At 65.1% G+C, this 16,126-nt stretch carries 15 protein-coding genes; 10 read left to right on the forward strand and 5 right to left on the reverse strand.

The window, feature by feature from the left end; translation table 11 throughout:
• Positions 1-22: 22 nt before the first annotated feature.
• Positions 23-2,212 carry a transketolase gene (gene tkt, locus N2L00_RS08200; RefSeq protein ID WP_255863018.1) on the reverse strand — a complete coding sequence of 730 codons (2,190 nt, stop codon included), beginning with the start codon at positions 2,210-2,212 and terminating at the stop codon, positions 23-25.
• 437 nt (positions 2,213-2,649) lie between these two features.
• Here tkt and N2L00_RS08205 point away from each other — a divergent pair, with 437 nt between their 5' ends.
• Positions 2,650-3,588, forward strand: coding sequence for a heme o synthase (locus N2L00_RS08205; RefSeq protein WP_255766181.1), 939 nt, complete (start codon positions 2,650-2,652; stop codon positions 3,586-3,588).
• A 649-nt stretch (positions 3,589-4,237) separates the two neighbouring features.
• Here the strand turns inward: N2L00_RS08205 and N2L00_RS08210 are convergent.
• Genes N2L00_RS08210 through N2L00_RS08220 form a run of 3 tightly spaced genes read right to left on the reverse strand, consistent with a single transcriptional unit; the run spans position 4,238 to position 6,953 of the window.
• On the reverse strand, positions 4,238-5,239 hold the full coding sequence (locus tag N2L00_RS08210) for a heme A synthase (RefSeq protein WP_255766182.1): 1,002 nt from the start codon (positions 5,237-5,239) through the stop codon (positions 4,238-4,240).
• Positions 5,240-5,244: 5 nt separating this feature from the next.
• Positions 5,245-5,988, reverse strand: a complete 744-nt coding sequence (locus N2L00_RS08215) for an ABC transporter permease (RefSeq protein ID WP_255766183.1) — start codon at positions 5,986-5,988, stop codon at positions 5,245-5,247.
• Positions 5,985-6,953 (reverse strand): ABC transporter ATP-binding protein, encoded by a 969-nt coding sequence (locus N2L00_RS08220; RefSeq protein WP_255863017.1) that lies wholly within the window; start codon positions 6,951-6,953, stop codon positions 5,985-5,987. The genes N2L00_RS08215 and N2L00_RS08220 overlap by 4 nt, the downstream gene beginning before the upstream one ends.
• 152 nt (positions 6,954-7,105) lie before the next feature.
• On the opposite strand from N2L00_RS08220, the gene N2L00_RS08225 reads away from it, so the two are divergent.
• The 9 genes from N2L00_RS08225 to N2L00_RS08265 all read left to right on the forward strand — a co-directional run bounded on the left by N2L00_RS08225 (position 7,106) and on the right by N2L00_RS08265 (position 15,150).
• Positions 7,106-7,858: a metalloregulator ArsR/SmtB family transcription factor gene (locus N2L00_RS08225; protein ID WP_255766186.1), complete on the forward strand. Its 753-nt coding sequence runs from the start codon at positions 7,106-7,108 to the stop codon at positions 7,856-7,858.
• Positions 7,858-9,333 carry a Fe-S cluster assembly protein SufB gene (gene sufB, locus N2L00_RS08230; protein WP_269436537.1) on the forward strand — a complete coding sequence of 492 codons (1,476 nt, stop codon included), beginning with the start codon at positions 7,858-7,860 and terminating at the stop codon, positions 9,331-9,333. The genes N2L00_RS08225 and sufB overlap by 1 nt, the downstream gene beginning before the upstream one ends.
• Positions 9,333-10,667 (forward strand): Fe-S cluster assembly protein SufD, encoded by a 1,335-nt coding sequence (gene sufD, locus N2L00_RS08235; RefSeq protein WP_255766187.1) that lies wholly within the window; start codon positions 9,333-9,335, stop codon positions 10,665-10,667. Before sufB ends, sufD begins: the two co-directional genes overlap by 1 nt.
• Positions 10,668-10,772: 105 nt before the next feature.
• Positions 10,773-11,543, forward strand: a complete 771-nt coding sequence (sufC, locus tag N2L00_RS08240; protein ID WP_227921696.1) for a Fe-S cluster assembly ATPase SufC — start codon at positions 10,773-10,775, stop codon at positions 11,541-11,543.
• 23 nt (positions 11,544-11,566) lie between these two features.
• On the forward strand, positions 11,567-11,896 hold the full coding sequence (locus N2L00_RS08245; protein ID WP_227921694.1) for a metal-sulfur cluster assembly factor: 330 nt from the start codon (positions 11,567-11,569) through the stop codon (positions 11,894-11,896).
• An 85-nt stretch (positions 11,897-11,981) separates the two neighbouring features.
• Entirely contained in the window at positions 11,982-12,380 is a 399-nt protein-coding gene (locus N2L00_RS08250; protein WP_255863016.1) for a nuclear transport factor 2 family protein, read from the forward strand.
• Position 12,381: 1 nt separating this feature from the next.
• A complete protein-coding gene (locus N2L00_RS08255; protein ID WP_255863015.1) occupies positions 12,382-12,717 on the forward strand; it encodes a hypothetical protein in 336 nt (111 codons plus the stop codon).
• A gap of 14 nt (positions 12,718-12,731) precedes the next feature.
• Positions 12,732-13,292, forward strand: a complete 561-nt coding sequence (locus tag N2L00_RS08260) for an RNA 2'-phosphotransferase (RefSeq protein WP_255863014.1) — start codon at positions 12,732-12,734, stop codon at positions 13,290-13,292.
• Between the two features lie 256 nt (positions 13,293-13,548).
• Positions 13,549-15,150: an HNH endonuclease signature motif containing protein gene (locus N2L00_RS08265; RefSeq protein ID WP_260554224.1), complete on the forward strand. Its 1,602-nt coding sequence runs from the start codon at positions 13,549-13,551 to the stop codon at positions 15,148-15,150.
• 72 nt (positions 15,151-15,222) lie between these two features.
• Here the strand turns inward: N2L00_RS08265 and N2L00_RS08270 are convergent, their stop codons facing one another.
• Entirely contained in the window at positions 15,223-16,125 is a 903-nt protein-coding gene (locus N2L00_RS08270) for a neutral zinc metallopeptidase (protein WP_255766195.1), read from the reverse strand.
• Between the last annotated feature and the right edge of the window lies 1 nt (position 16,126).

The raw sequence follows: 16,126 nt of genomic DNA on the forward strand, positions 1-16,126 counted from the left end.
TGATGCTCCTTAACTAAGGGGATTACTGCTGGTCGCCGGTCTCGGTGGACTGTGCTCCGGAAGCGGCACCGGTTGTGCCGTCGGGGGCGGATCCGGTGCCGCCGACAGCGTCGAGGGAGTCCCGGGCAGCCTGGGCCACGGCGTCGGCAGTGATGCCGAATTCGCGGAACAGCGTCTTGTAGTCGGCGGAGGCACCGAAGTGCTCCAGGGAGACGCTGCGGCCCGCGTCGCCGACGATTTCACGCCAGCCGAGGGCAATTCCCGCCTCGACGGAAACCCGGGCACGGATGTCCTTGGGCAGTACCGACTCGCGGTATTCCTTGTCCTGCTTGTTGAACCACTCGATGCTCGGCATCGATACCACGCGGGCGGCTACGCCTTCGGCAGCGAGTGCTTCGCGGGCTTCAACAGCCAGCTGGACCTCGGAACCGGTGCCGACCAGGATGACGTCCGGCGTTACGACGCTGCCGTCGCGGACGGCTTCGGCAAGCACGTACCCGCCGCGGGCGGCACCTTCGGCGGAGCCGAACTCGGTCGCGGTGGCAGCGCCGGCGCCCCGCGCATAGGTCGGGATGTTCTGGCGCGTCAGCACAATGCCGGCCGGGTTCTCGGTGTTCTCCAGGATGGTTCGCCACGCGACGGCCACCTCGTTGGCGTCGCCCGGACGGACGACGTCGAGCCCCGGGATTGCGCGCAGGGAAGCGAGCTGCTCCACCGGCTGGTGGGTGGGACCGTCTTCGCCCAGGCCAATGGAATCGTGGGTCCAGACGTAGATGGCAGGCACGCCCATCAGTGCGCCGAGGCGGATGGCCGGACGCTGGTAGTCGCTGAAGATCAGGAACGTACCGGAGAAGGCGCGCGTGTTGCTGTGCATCGTGATGCCGTTGACGATCGATGCCGCGGCGTGCTCGCGGATGCCGAAGTGCAGCACCCGGCCGTAGGGGTTGCCGGACCAGGCGTTGGTCTGCTTCCCCGCGGGGATGAAGGAGGGGGAGCCTTCAATGGTGGTGTTGTTGGACTCGGCGAGGTCGGCGGAGCCGCCCCACAGTTCCGGCAGTGCCGGGCCGATGGCGGAGAGGACCTTGCCCGAAGCCGCGCGGGTGGACATGTCCTTGCCGGCCTCGAAGACGGGCAGTGATGCCTCCCAGCCCTCCGGCAGCTCGCCCTTTTCCAGGCGGGCCAGCAGTGCGGAGCCTTCGTTGTTGGCTTCCTCCCAGGCCTTGAAACCTTCGTTCCACTTCTCGTGCGCCTCGGCGCCGCGGGCGACTGCCTGGCGGGCGTGCTCGAGGACCTCGGGGTCAACGTCGAAGTTCTTGGCCGGGTCGAAGCCCAGGGTTTCCTTCAGCGCGGCCACTTCATCGGCGCCCAGTGCGGAACCGTGGATCTTGCCGGTGTTCTGCTTGTTCGGCGCGGGCCAGCCGATGATGGTGCGCAGGGAGATGATGGACGGCCGGCCCGTTTCGGCCTTGGCTGCCATCAGGGCGTTGTAGAGCTCGTGAACGTCCTCGACGTATTCGCCCGTCTTGGTCCAGTCCACCCGCTGGGTGTGCCAGCCGTAGGCTTCGTAGCGCTTGAGCACGTCTTCGGTGAAGGCAATGTCGGTGTCATCTTCGATGGAGATGTGGTTCTCGTCGTACAGGACTACGAGGTTGCCCAGTTCCTGGTGCCCGGCCAGTGAGGAGGCCTCGGCCGTAACGCCTTCCTGCAGGTCGCCGTCGGACGCAATGACCCAGATGGTGTGGTCGAACGGGCTGGTCCCTTCGGCGGCGTCGGCGTCGAGCAGGCCGCGCAGGCGGCGCTGGGCGAACGCGAAGCCAACCGAGGACGCCAGGCCCTGGCCCAGCGGGCCGGTGGTGATTTCCACGCCGTCGGTGTGGCGGTATTCCGGGTGGCCGGGGGTCTTGGAACCCCAGGTGCGCAGGGACTGCAGGTCCTCGAGTTCCAGGCCGTAGCCGGAAAGGAAGAGCTCGATGTAGAGCGTGAGGGAGGTGTGCCCGGGGGAGAGGACGAAGCGGTCGCGGCCAATCCACTGCGGATCGGACGGGTCATGGCGCATGACCTTCTGGAACAGAAGGTAGGCGGCCGGAGCCAGGCTCATGGCCGTGCCGGGATGGCCGTTGCCGACCTTCTCCACGGCGTCGGCAGCCAGGACGCGGACGGTGTCCACTGCCTTGCGGTCTGTCTCGGTCCAGATCAGTTCTTGCTCTTCCATATGTGGCACGTTTACCGGGCCCCTCTCTCTACAGACAACCGGCGCCGTACAGCGCCGGACATGCCCGGAAGCCCCCGTGAACGGGGTGCGTCCGGTTCCTTTACCACTACAACCAACGGCAGACGCAAATCGATACCGCGTTCACGGCATAACTTGTTCCGCGTTCCGCAGCCGAGGCCGCGGATACTGCTTAATGCTGTTTGTTGCTTTTCCCGTGCCGCAGCGTAATTAGCCGCGGGAAAGGTCCGTTCCAACCTTATCGTCTAAGGCTGCTTCCTGCCCGCCCCTGCGGCATGATCCCGGCCTTCGGGCCGGCGCTGTTCCGATTCCTGCACGTGTGCAGGCGCATGCGTATTCCATGCTTCGATTTCTACAGCCGATAGAGGTTATGATGAGGACGGACTTTTTCGTTCCAGATTGGATAAAGTGATCGCTTCGTGACTACCCAGCATGCCGAGTCCCCGGTCCACACGGGGAAGATGACGGCGGGCCGCAAGGTCCGGGCATACGTGGCGCTCACCAAACCGCGTGTCATCGAACTCCTGCTCGTGACCACCCTGCCCACCATGATCTTCGCCGAGCAGGGACTTCCGTCCCTGGGCCTGATCCTGGTCACCATGATCGGCGGCGCACTGGCAGCAGGAAGCGCCGGTGCCTTCAACTGCTATATCGACCGCGACATGGACAAGCTGATGAAGCGGACAAAGAACCGTCCGCTGGTCACCGGCGAGGTGTCCCCGCGGGAGGCCATGGTCTTTGCGTGGGTGCTGGGCATAGTCGCCATTGCCCTGCTCTGGTTCGGGGCCAACCCGCTCACCGGCCTTCTGGGCCTCGGAGCAATCCTCCTGTACGTGGTCTTCTACACGCTGATCCTCAAGCGCCGCACCACCCAGAACATTGTCTGGGGCGGCGCCGCGGGCTGCATGCCCGTACTCATCGCGTGGGCTGCCGTCACCGACAAGGTGGAATGGCCGGCCATCATCCTGTTCATGATCATCTTCCTGTGGACGCCGCCGCACTACTGGCCGCTGTCCATGAAGTACGGCGAGGACTACCGCAACGCCAGCGTGCCGATGCTCGGCGCGGTTGCGGGCGCCAAGCTCGTCTCCGTCCAGGTGGTGCTGTACGCCTACGCCACCGTCGCCTGCTCGCTGCTGCTGGTTCCCGTGGGCGGTGCCGGCTGGGTCTACACCGTTGCCGCCCTGCTCTCCGGCGGCTGGTTCGTGGCCGAGGCCCACAAGCTGCATTCCCGTGCGCAGCGCGAAGAGCTCAATGACAAGTCCGCCATGAAGGTCTTCCACCTGTCCATCAGCTACCTCACGATCCTCTTCCTGGCCCTGGCCGTGGATCCGTTCGTGGGCGGCGCGCTGGTCTAGCCTTTCCGCTTTACGGTGGCCGGATCCCCTTAGGGGTCCGGCCATTGTTGTGTCCGGGCTTCTCTGTTTCCAGGGTTCGCCGGGGCGTTCCGGGGGCAGAACGCGCTTCGGGCGCCGTGCGCTTCGGGCGCCGTGCGCTTCGGGCGCCGTGCGCTTCGGGCGTTCCGGAACGGCGGCAACGAAACTCCCTGCTCGCAGAGCTCGCAGGGAGTATTAAAGCCGCCTAACCCGGAACGTCCTCCGCGCCCGTTACAGCACCCCGTGCCTCTCCCGTGCCGGTCCGTGCGTGTGTTCACCCAGAACGTGCCGCATCCTCCGTTAGGACGTGCCGATCCACTGCCCTTTGAATGCAGCAGCCCCGGCCAGTGCAGTTCCGAGCGGGTATTCCCACCACCTAGTGTGCTGTTGCTGCGGAAGCGGTTATGCCAGCCGGAACCTCGTTGTGAAGCGTCGAAAGAGCAGATAACGGCCTTCAGAACCCGGCATAGCCCCGTTATCTGCTCAGCCGATCCAGTGTCGGGGTGGGGCGGGGCAGGGTCCGGGCCGGCAGACGACCAGGCCCCGTGCATGCCGGTCCCGGCCAGGCCCGGAGACAGAAGAAGGGCCGGACCCCGTCAGGAGTCCGGCCCTTCTTCGGAAAGTGCGCCCGTTACCTGCGAACGGTCCGGGTCTTCCGCGCCCGCCGGGCCTGCTGGACCGCAATCGCGGCCCCGCCGGGAACCTGCTTGTTGAAGCCGATATAGACGGCCTGGGCGGCTGCGGCCGTCAGCAGGCAGGCGCCGAACATGTGCAGGGCCACCAGTGCGATGGGCAGGTGCAGGAAGTGCTGCACGTAGCCGATGGCTGCCTGTGCCAGTACGACGACGCCCAGCACCATCACGGCCCGGCGCACCCGGGCATCGGTCGCCCTGCGGACCACCAGGTACAGGGCCACGGCCAGCGCAAAGACCAGCAGGTAGACGGGCACCACGTGGATGCGGGTGATCAGGTCCGGGTTCAGGCCGTTACGCGCAGCTCCGTGGTCGCCGGCGTGCGGGCCGGAACCGGTTACTACAACGCCCAGCACCACGGTCAGCGCGGACAGGACGCCGATGGCACCCAGTACGGGGCGGAGGTTTTTATCCGCCAGCGGAGCATGGCGTGCCTGGAGGTCCATCGCGGAAAGCCTTGAGCGGTTCACCATGACCACGGCCACGGTGATCATGATGGTGGAGGCAAGGAAGTGCAGGCCCACAACCCACGGGTTGAGGTCCGTCAGGACGGTGATCCCGCCGATGACGGCCTGCGCCGGGACGCCGGCCAGCAGGGCAATGGAAAGCCACCAGAGATCACGGCGTTCGGACCGCAGGCGCCACACGGAGAAGACCATCGCAAAGGCAATGGCCGTCAGCACGAAAGTGAGTAGCCGATTGCCGAACTCGATGACGCCGTGCAGCCCCATCTCGGGGGTCGTAACGAGGGAATCGGCCGTGCACAGCGGCCATTCCGGACAGCCGAGCCCGGACGCCGTCAGGCGCACGGCACCGCCGGTCACCACGATTACGATGTTGGCCACCAGTGAGGCCACGGCAAGGTTGCGGATAAGGCGTCCGGCCACCGGCAGCTGGCTGTTGGACTGCCGGGCGGGGACACCGGCCGAGGTTGATGACACGGTTTCTAACTCCATTTGAACCAGCGGACAGCACCCAGGCCGCCCAGTATTGTCCACGCCAGAAGGATCAGCGTGGCGGAAATGTTGAACTGCGAGTCGATCAGGGCCGAGCGCAGTGCGTCACCAAGGGCCGCAGAGGGGAGGACCTCGATAAACGGCTGCAGTACATCGGGCAGGTTGCCTACCGGGATGATGATACCGCCGGCGGCAGCCAGCAGGATCCACAGCAGGTTGGTTATGGCCAAGGTGGCCTCAGGCCGTACGGTGCCGGCGACCAGGAGGCCGAGGGCAGTGAACGCCACCGCGCCGAGCACCAGCTGCACGGCGGCCGGCAGCAACCCGCTCAGCTCCGGCTGCCAGCCGAACAGCAGCGCCGCTACGGAGACCAGTACCGCCTGGATGGCCAGGACGGCCAGGACCGCAATGACCTTCCCGGCAATCAGGCCGGTGCGGCCCAGGGGAGTGGTGGACAGGTAGCGGAGCACGCCGTACCGGCGGTCAAAGCCGGTGGCGATGCCCTGCCCGGTAAATGCGGTGGACATGGCGCAGAGCGCAAAGATGCCCGGGGCAGCCATGTTGATCCGGCTGGTCCCGTAGCCGTCCAGCAGGGGAGTGACCACCAGGGCCACCATGGCCAGCAGCGGCAGGACCACGGCGAGGATCAGCTGTTCGCCGTTGCGCAGCATCGTCAGGGCCTCATACCGGCCCTGGTTCAGGATGCGCGCCGGCAACGATGCGGGAGCACTCAACGGATGGTCCTTCCGGACAGGTCGAGGAAAACGTCCTCGAGGGTACGCGAAGCCATGTGTACTGAAGAAGGCAGGATGTTCCGTTCCGCCCACCACGCGGCCAGTGCGGCCAGGTCGTGGGGCGTCAGCGCCCCGCGGACGGCGTAGTGTCCGGGTGCGGCCTCCTGCACCTCCAGATGGTGCAGCCGTCCTGAGGCGAGGGCGACGACGTCGAGCCCGGGTTCCGCGTCGAACGTCAGCAACCGCTGCTCGGCGGGGGAGCCGGTGGCGGAGGTGAGTTCGGCTACGGTGCCCGAGGCGACGGTCTTGCCGGCGTCGATAATGTAGACGTAGTCGGCCAGCTTCTGCGCGTCGTCCATCAGGTGGGTGGTGAGGATGATGCCCAGGCCCTCGTCGCGCAGCTCGGAGATCAGGTCGAACACGATCTGGCGGGACTGGGGATCCAGGCCGGCGCTGGGTTCGTCCAGGAAAAGGACCTCGGGGCGGCCGATCAGCGCCGCGGCCATGGCCAGTCGCTGCTTCTGCCCGCCCGAGAGGCGCCGGATGCCGGTGTTGGCGAAGCTGCGGATACCCAGGCGGTCCACCAACTCGGCGACCGGCCGGGGTGCCTCGTACATGCGGGCCACATGCTCAAGCAGGGCTACGGGACGGGCCGACGGCGGGAGTCCGCCTTCCTGGAGCATCACGCCTACGCGGCTCCGGAGGCGGGCATCCGCTCGGTAAGGATCCTGTCCGAGCAGGCGGATTTCCCCGCCGTCAATGGACTGCAGGCCCTGGGCGCATTCAAGCGTGGTGGTCTTCCCCGCTCCGTTGGCACCAAGGAGGGCAGTGACGGATCCGCGGCGGGCACTGAAGTCGACGCCGGCCAGCACACGGATCATTTTGCCGTCGAGACCAGCAACCGGGCCGCAGTCCTTGATCAGACCTTTAATGGTCAGGCAGGGTTCATCGATAGGCACCTGCATATTCTACGTTAGGTAGTACAGGACCCCGGCACAGGCATCACGCCCGATGGACCTTGGCGATGGCAAGCCTTGCCTTAGTGGAATCGGGGAACAGATTAGGTCATGCTTGTGTTGTGTATTCTGTGAGCAACTCTGAGACTAAGGCGGCGGCCGTGCCGAGCGCTGCCCGCGAAGCGGAGGAGCGCACCCGGGACAAAGTGCTGGGTGCGGTTCTGGAGCACGGCCCGGTCAGTGCCGCGGAGCTCGGGGAACGGCTGGGCTTCACGCCCGCCGCCGTGCGCCGCCATCTTGACGCCCTCTCGGGGAAGGGCCTGATCCAGGTCAAGCTTGTCCGCAATTCCTCTTCCGGTGCAGGAAGGCCGGCCCGGCGGTATGTATTGAGCCCGCAGGGACAGGCCCACCTGGGCAACGATTACCTCGACATCGCCACCGAGGCGCTGCGCCAGCTTGGTGCAGCCCTTGGCCCCCAGGCAATCGAGGCGTTTGCCGCGGAACGGTTCGGCCGGATGGAGGATCGCTACCGACCCGTCGTCGACGCCGCCGGTCCCGAACTCGCCGACCGCGCCGAAGCGCTGGCCGCCGAACTGACAAAGGACGGTTTCGTCGCGTCGACCACCATGATCGGCGCCACGGCGAAAAAGAGCACGCTGCTGAGTATCCAGCTGTGCCAGGCGCACTGCCCCATCCAGGGACTCGCCACGGCCTACCCCGTCTTCTGTGACAAGGAGACCGAAGTTTTTGCCCGCCTGCTGGAGGTGGACGTCCGCCGACTGTCCACGCTCTCCCGCGGCGGCCATGTTTGTACGACCCACATTCCCGTGGGTCGGACCCGATCCGCGCCGCAGGTTCCACTGCACGCCGAGACCAACCAGTCCACATCCATTCATCAGCAAGAAAGGCCGTGATGACGGATCAAGTAACCCAGAAGCCAACGGCACCTTCCATGGTGCCGGAGTCTGTGATTTCAGACATCCTGGAGAAGAACCCCGAACTCGAGGGCATCGGTACATACGAGTACGGATGGGCAGACTCGGACGTCGCCGGTGCAACCGCCCGCCGCGGCCTGAGTGAGGAAGTCGTCCGCGACATTTCGGCTAAGAAGAACGAGCCGCAGTGGATGCTGGACCTTCGCCTCAAGGGCCTGAAGTACTTTGAGCGCAAGCCGATGCCGACCTGGGGCGCAGACCTCTCCGGCATCGACTTCGACAACATCAAGTACTTCGTCCGTTCCACGGAGAAGCAGGCCAACACCTGGGAAGACCTCCCCGAGGACATCCGCAACACGTACGAGAAGCTCGGCATCCCCGAGGCTGAGCGCGGCCGCCTGGTTTCCGGCGTCGCAGCGCAGTACGAGTCCGAGGTTGTCTACCACCAGCTCCGCGAGGACCTGGAACGCCAGGGCGTCATCTTCCTGGACACCGACACCGCGCTGAAGGAACACCCGGAAATGTTCCAGGAGTACTTCGGCACCGTCATTCCCGTCGGTGACAACAAGTTCGGCTCGCTGAACACTGCCGTGTGGTCCGGCGGTTCCTTCGTGTACGTCCCCAAGGGCGTCCACGTGGAGATCCCGCTGCAGGCCTACTTCCGTATCAACACGGAGAACATGGGCCAGTTCGAGCGCACCCTGATCATTGCGGACGAGGATTCCTACGTCCACTACATCGAGGGCTGCACCGCACCGATCTACACCTCGGACTCGCTGCACAGCGCCGTCGTCGAAATCATCGTGAAGAAGGGCGCCCGCGTCCGCTACACGACCATCCAGAACTGGTCCAACAACGTGTACAACCTGGTGACCAAGCGCGCCATTGCACACGAGGGCGCCACCATGGAATGGATTGACGGCAACATCGGCTCCAAGGTCACCATGAAGTACCCGGCTGTCTACCTGGTCGGCGAGCACGCCAAGGGTGAGACCCTGTCCATCGCCTTTGCCGGCGAGGGCCAGCACCAGGACACCGGATCCAAGATGGTCCACATTGCCCCGAACACCAAGAGCTCCATCATTTCCAAGTCTGTGGCCCGCGGCGGCGGCCGCGCCGCCTACCGCGGCCTGGTCCAGGTCCGCGAAGGCGCCACGCACTCGGCCAACACCGTGCGCTGCGACGCCCTGCTGGTGGACACCATCTCCCGCTCGGACACGTACCCGTACGTGGACATCCGCGAAGATGACGTCACCATGGGCCACGAAGCCACTGTCTCCCGCGTCAGCGAGGAGCAGCTGTTCTACCTCATGTCCCGCGGCCTTCCCGAGGACGAGGCAATGGCAATGATCGTGCGCGGCTTCATCGAGCCGATCGCGCGTGAACTGCCGATGGAATACGCCCTTGAACTCAACCGCCTCATCGAACTCCAGATGGAAGGAGCCGTCGGTTAATGTCGAAGCTTAACGACGTCGTCGAAACCGTGACCGAAAAGGTCAGCAATGTAGTGGAGGAGGTCAAGGCCAAGGTTGGTTCCCCCAAGGAAACCAGCCGTGTGCGCATTGACGGCTTCACCGAGGAGGGCGAAAACCTCTCCCCGCTGAACGAGGCCTCCTCACCGCTGGGCGGCGACAGCAGCAAGTCCCACAGCCACGGTGGCGGAGAGGGCATCCCGGACAGCTCGCGCGCCGGCCGTACCACCTCGTTCCACCGGGCTGACTTCGGCAAAATGACCGGCCGCGAAGAAGACTGGCGGTTCACCCCGCTCAAGCGCCTGCGCGGACTGCATACCGCGGACCTCGACGGAACAGCTCCCGAGCTGGCAGTCGTCGCCCCCGACGGCGTGCTGGTCGAGAGCATTGCCCGCACCGACGCCCGCATCGGCTCGGCCGGCATCCCCGAAGACCGGGTTGCCGCCGCCGCGTGGGAAGACTTCCGCGAGGCCACTGCCGTAACCATTCCCGCCGAGACCGTAGTTGAAGGCAGCGTCACGCTGACCATCAACGGTGTCAGCAAGGATCCGGCCGCCCAGCACATCGTCATCACCGCGGAGAAGTTCTCCAAGGGCGTTGTGGTCCTGGACCACAAGGGTTCGGCAGTGCTGTCCCAGAACGTCGAAATCGTGGTCGGCGACGGTGCGGAACTGACCGTCGTCTCCGTCCAGGACTGGGACGACGACGCCGTGCACGCCTCCGCGCAGTACGCGAAGATCGGCCGCGACGCGAAGTTCAAGCACGTCGTCGTCAGCCTTGGCGGCGACCTGGTGCGCGTCACCCCGTCTTCCAAGTTCACCGCCACCGGCGGCGACGTGGAAATGTTCGGCCTGTACTACGCCGACGCCGGCCAGCACCTTGAGCAGCGCCTGTTCGTGGACCACGCAGTGGCGAACTGCAAGTCCCGCGTTATGTACAAGGGCGCCCTGCAGGGCCGCGACGCGCACACCGTGTGGGTTGGCGACGTCCTGATCCGCAAGGAAGCAGAAGGCACCGACACGTACGAAGTCAACCGCAACCTGCTGCTGACCGACGGCGGCCGCGCCGACTCCGTACCGAACCTGGAGATCGAAACCGGACTGATCGAGGGTGCCGGCCACGCCAGCGCCACCGGCCGGTTCGACGACGAGCACCTGTTCTACCTGATGGCACGCGGCATCCCCGAGGACACCGCCCGCCGCCTGGTGGTTCGGGGCTTCCTCACCGAGATCATCCAGCAGATCAAGGTACCTGCCCTGGAAGAGCGTCTCACCGACGCTGTCGAGCGCGAGCTCGAAGCCTCCGGAGCCTACTGAGACCCAAGTCCGGGTGCCGGAGCAATCCGGCACCCGGACCCTCTCGCCTTCCATCCCCAAAGCTTAGTAACGCACCCGCGGGTGCAAAGGAGAAAGCCAACTCGCATGTCTACTCTTGAGATCAAGGATCTTCACGTCAGCATTGAGACCGAACAGGGCCGCAAGCCGATCCTGAAGGGTGTCAGCCTGACCATCAAAACCGGTGAGACGCACGCCATCATGGGCCCCAACGGCTCCGGCAAGTCCACCCTGGCCTCCACCATTGCCGGTCACCCGCGCTACAGCGTGGACAGCGGCTCCATCACGCTCGACGGCGAAGACGTCCTGGCCATGAGCGTTGACGAGCGTGCCCGCGCCGGTCTCTTCCTGGCCATGCAGTACCCGGTAGAGGTTCCCGGCGTCACCATGACCAACTTCCTGCGTACCGCCAAGACCGCGCTCGACGGCGAAGCCCCCTCCCTGCGCCACTGGACCAAGGACGTCAAGGCGGCCATGGCCGACCTTCGCATCGATGCCGACTTCGCCCAGCGCAACGTCAATGAAGGCTTCTCCGGCGGCGAGAAGAAGCGCGTCGAGATCCTCCAGATGGAACTCTTCCACCCGAAGATCGCCATCCTGGACGAGACCGACTCCGGCCTCGACGTCGACGCCCTGAAGATCGTTTCCGAAGGCGTTAACCGCGAGCACTCCAAGGGCGGCATGGGCACGCTGCTCATTACGCACTACACGCGTATCCTTCGTTACATCAAGCCCGACTATGTGCACGTCTTCGTCGACGGCCACATCGCCGAGCAGGGTGGGCCTGAACTTGCCGACCGCCTCGAAGAAGAAGGCTACGACCGCTTCACCGGCGCCAACGCCGCAGCCGGCGCGTAGTAAAGACAGCTTAAGGAGCAAATATGAGCGACTCCGATCTGGCCTCCACGTCCCTTGAGGACGTCGAAGAGGCCCTCAAGGACGTCATTGACCCCGAGCTCGGGGTGAATGTCGTTGACCTTGGCCTGCTCTACGGCTTGAAGTACGCCGAGGACGGCGCACTGCTGATCGACATGACGCTGACGACGGCGGCCTGCCCGCTGACCGATGTGCTTGAAGAGCAGACCGCCCAGGCCCTGGACGGCGTCGTTGATGAGTGGCGCCTGAACTGGGTATGGATGCCGCCGTGGGGACCTGACAAGATCACCGACGACGGCCGCGACCAGATGCGGGCCCTCGGCTTCAACATCTAAAGGTTCGGCAGCTAGCTAGTCGAACAGGCAGGGCCGCTTCCCCAATGCGGGGAAGCGGCCCTGTCTGCGTGCTAGCGTGTGCGCCATGGGGAACAGCACACATTTTCATGACCAGTATCTGGCGGCGTGGAACGAAGCCATGGCAACGGGCGACAGCGCTCCGATCGAATCCTTCCTGTCGCCGGAGTACCACGGCTGGCTGGGGCAGGACGCAACCGCCACGGAGCCGTTTGATGCGGCGACGGCGCGCGAGGGATTTGGCGGCACAGTGTCCGCCCTGCGGGGGAGTACCGTGCACGCGGACTTCCGGACCGTTACGCCCCGCGGCCGGGACGAGGCTGTGGTGTTCTACGAGATGACCTACCGTTCGGGCAGCGAAGTGACCGGGCGGGCCCTGCTGATGGAATCCTGGCGGCTCCAGGATGGCCGGTGGCTGCTTTGCCGCGATTTCACTGAAGTGAACGTCGGGCAGCCGGCTTCCTAGGATGCCGGAGCAGTCCCTGCCGCCGCTTTACGCCCATATGATCGAGTGCGGCGTGGTTGATCTGGATCCGTGGCACCTGCTGCGCGGGGAAACGCAGGTGAGGCGGGCACGGCACATTGAGCAGGTTTTCCCGGGATGGGGGATCGTTCCCTTTGCCCGCAGGACCGACAACGATGACGTTGCGTGCTGGACCGGCAGCAGCGTTGTGGTGATCGACGACTGGGACGTGTGGTCGACCGACGGAAAGCCGATACGCCACGTTCAGGATGAATACCCCTCAATGGAGGAGTGGCTTTTGGCTGCCGTGCGTGACTTCGTTGAGTTCGACTGGAGCTGAGGAAAGTGGAACCGATGGCTAAGCCACCGAGCCGGACAGAGATCAGCCGGGTGTTATCCCATGCGCTGCGTCATGCTCCGGAAGAGTATTCGCTGGAGCTGGATCCGGAGGGTTGGGCGCCGGTTTCTGACGTGCTCGCTGCGCTGCACCGGCTGGGACCGGAGTGGACATCCGTTGATGAGAAGGAACTTCACGAGGTGCTGGAAGCTGCGGAGAAAAAGCGGCACCAGATAAGGGACGGTCGAATTCGTGCCGTGCACGGCCACTCCGTACCGGTGGAGCCGGCAGGGGAGCCCGGTTCACCGCCGGCGGTGTTGTTCCATGGGACCTCGCCTGCTGCTGTGCCGCAGATTCTCGCCGCCGGGATACTTCCGATGCAGCGGCAGTACGTCCATCTGTCCGACTCCGTGGAGCAGGCGCATCAGGTCGGACAGCGCAAGGACGCCGATCCCGTGATCCTTACGGTGGATACCGGGGTCGCCGTGGCCCAGGGGGTATCTTTCTATCGATCGGATTCAGGAGTCTGGCTGGCCGGGGCCGTTCCAGCGTCCGCTGTTGGGCTGCTGGAAGCCTGAGTTGAGGGGCAGGTTCGGTCGGCGTCGGCCCTTGTGCCCGAGTCGATGGTCCGGAAACAGTCAACGGAACCGGCGTGTCCGGGGTAGGTAGTTGCGTTCGAAAGACGGGTATTTCCGGTCTTCGGATCAGGCCTGTTTGGGCCAGTTTTCGGGCCTGGAATGTCAGTGCGGGATGAAATCCTGAGGTATGGATCACCTCGGGAACACCGAACGGACAACCGAAGAACTAGGCAGTGAATGCCCCCAGCCGGAAGGCATGGCGGGTGAAGCGGATGCGCCCCGTGCGGCCTGCACCCTCGCGGTGTATCGGGCGGAACTGGACGCCGAGCCAGACGCTGATGGTGCCGCTCAGGTCGGAAGTCCTGACGCCGAATATCCGGACGGCTTCACCGGGACACTGGCACTGCAGAACCTGGAAGCCTTTGACGAACAGACAGTCGGTGAAGCCCTGTCCCGGATGGCCCATTTGATGTCCTGGGTACAGTCGCTGCACGCCCGCCTGATCAACCGCATGGAAGAGATCTTCCGGGAGGACTTCCACACCGCTTCGGGACGGCTCGAGCCCGGGATGGCGTTCAGCCTTGCGGCGACCGAATGCGCCGCCATCCTGAATATCCCGCAGCTCACCGCCCAGCGGATGATGTTCGAAGCGGACAGGCTGTGCAGCACCCACACGGCCACCCTGACCGCTTTGGAAGAAGGACAGCTGAGTTACCAGCACGTACAGGTCGTACTGGACCAGTGCCTGAACGTTCCACTGGATCAGCTCCCGGAATTCGAGGCGGACCTGCTGGCGGCTGCGTCCGGGCAGACGCGGACCCAGTTCTCCTGCAAGGCACGGCGTCTGCGGGAACGGAAGTTTCCGGAGACCATAAGCGAGCGGCACCTGACCGCGTTCGAACAGCGCAAGGTCACTCTGGACCGGGAAGAGGACGGTATGTCCTGCCTGTCCGCGCACCTGCGTGCGGCCGAAGCCCAGCAGATCTACACGGCACTCAGTACTGCAGCCCGGGGCGAGCAGTCCGCGGGGGATTCCCGGACAGCAGACCAGCTCCGTGCCGACATCCTCGCCCAGCTGCTGATGGGCAGCAGCCGTGGACTCTTCACCGCGGCGGGAACCCGGGGAGGGGCTTCGAACAACAGCAGCGTGAGGCAAACCGGCGACGACACTGACGGATCCACAGAGTGCGGGGACGGGCTCGGATTTGAGGGCGCCGTGAAGGGGAAGCCCGGTTCAGAGAACGAACCGGATGAGGGGGTAATCCCGAAGACGGAAATCATGGTCCTGATCAACGCCGAAACCCTCTTCAGCGCCGACGACCAGCCAGCAGAACTGCACGGTTACGGTCCCATCAGCGCTGAAGCCGCCCGTAGGTTGGCTAGGAACGCCGTCGGGTGGACCGGACTGGCGCAGGACCCGCACACCGGAGAAATCCTCGGGGTGGGACGCCGAAGAAAAGTCCCGGCCGGGCTCCGGCGTTGGCTTCGGGCCAGGGACGGAACCTGCAGATTCCCCGGCTGTCGGGTCAGTACGGCGAATTCGGACGTTGACCACACCATCGACTGGGCACAGGGCGGGCCTACGGACCATGGGAACTTGGAACACCTGTGCCGTCGACACCACCGGTTCAAGACTCTGGGTTATTGGAAGGCGTGCCAACCCGCGCCCGGAGTCATCCAATGGACGTCCCCGACCGGGAGGGTTTATCGGACCGACCCCTTTCTGGAACTCGGACCGCCGGACGCGGTGCCAGGTCCAGGTCCGGGTCCAGATTTCAGGCAAGTGCCACAGACGGACTCAGCACTACAGTATGACGCGCTGCAGGACTCTATGCCGGAACAAGCACCACCATTCTGATGCCGCCTTTCTCACCCGGCGACACGCGACTGGACGGCAGGCCCAGGAACGGGACAGCCGTCCGGCCAGACCCTACGGGCGGGACAGGTCCGCAGCGCTGAAGGTATCGCACTTTTCCAGGCTGCCGCCGTCGTTGTAGCCGGCCAGGAACCAGGCCTGGCGCTGCGCGCTGGAACCGTGGGTCCAGCTCTCCGGGTTCACCTGACCGGTGGCCGAAGCCTGGATCCGGTCATCACCGATAGCGGACGCCGCAGAGAGGGCGTCACTGATATCGGCTTCGGTGAACGGAGCCAGGAAAGGCATGTCCGAACCCGGAGCCGGCTGGTCCGCCGCATGCCGTGCCCACAGGCCGGCATAGCAGTCGGCCTGCAGCTCGGTGCGTACGGAGGCGGAGTCCGCACCCTGCGGATCGGCGTTCCGGCCGGCACTGGAGCCGGTGATCTGCTGGATGTGGTGGCCGAACTCGTGCGCGACCACGTATTCCTGCGCCAGCGGACCGCCGGAGGAACCGTAGTTGGTGACGAGGTCGGAGAAGAAGGCAGTGTCGTAATAGGTCTGCTCGTCTGCCGGGCAGTAGAACGGTCCGACAGCGCTGGTTGCCGTGCCGCAGCCGGTGGTGGTCCGGTCGGTAAAGAGCACCACGCCGGGCTCCGTGTAGGTCAGGCCGTAACCGTCCAGGTACGGTTCCCAGAAGCTGTCCAGGCTTTCGGCGGTGCCCAGGATGCGGCAGTCCAGCCGTTCGTTGGCGTCTTCGCCGTTCAAGCAGGTGTCGATGCTCTCGGACTGCGCCTGGCCGGCGGCTACACCGGAGCCGTCGCTCAGGCCGAGGCCGTCAATCACGTCCGACCCGAAGAACAGGGACAGGATCAGCAGCAGCCCGCCGCCCAGTCCGCCGCCGACCGCAATGCCCTTACCCTTGCCGCGCCGGTCACTGACCCGGGAGGAATCCAGGCGCGCGTTGTTATTGAAACTCATG

It is taken from the genome of Arthrobacter sp. zg-Y1171, assembly GCF_025244845.1.
Taxonomy (GTDB): Bacteria; Actinomycetota; Actinomycetes; order Actinomycetales; family Micrococcaceae; genus Arthrobacter_B.

Coding starts and splice junctions, on each gene's coding strand:
- tkt (WP_255863018.1), bottom strand. CDS start 2,212: ATGGAAGAGCAAGAACTGATCTGGACCGAGACAGACCGCAAGGCAGTG.
- N2L00_RS08245 (WP_227921694.1), top strand. CDS start 11,567: ATGAGCGACTCCGATCTGGCCTCCACGTCCCTTGAGGACGTCGAAGAG.
- sufB (WP_269436537.1), top strand. CDS start 7,858: ATGACGGATCAAGTAACCCAGAAGCCAACGGCACCTTCCATGGTGCCG.
- sufD (WP_255766187.1), top strand. CDS start 9,333: ATGTCGAAGCTTAACGACGTCGTCGAAACCGTGACCGAAAAGGTCAGC.
- N2L00_RS08255 (WP_255863015.1), top strand. CDS start 12,382: ATGCCGGAGCAGTCCCTGCCGCCGCTTTACGCCCATATGATCGAGTGC.
- N2L00_RS08270 (WP_255766195.1), bottom strand. CDS start 16,125: ATGAGTTTCAATAACAACGCGCGCCTGGATTCCTCCCGGGTCAGTGAC.
- N2L00_RS08265 (WP_260554224.1), top strand. CDS start 13,549: ATGGCGGGTGAAGCGGATGCGCCCCGTGCGGCCTGCACCCTCGCGGTG.
- sufC (WP_227921696.1), top strand. CDS start 10,773: ATGTCTACTCTTGAGATCAAGGATCTTCACGTCAGCATTGAGACCGAA.
- N2L00_RS08220 (WP_255863017.1), bottom strand. CDS start 6,953: ATGCAGGTGCCTATCGATGAACCCTGCCTGACCATTAAAGGTCTGATC.
- N2L00_RS08260 (WP_255863014.1), top strand. CDS start 12,732: ATGGCTAAGCCACCGAGCCGGACAGAGATCAGCCGGGTGTTATCCCAT.
- N2L00_RS08250 (WP_255863016.1), top strand. CDS start 11,982: ATGGGGAACAGCACACATTTTCATGACCAGTATCTGGCGGCGTGGAAC.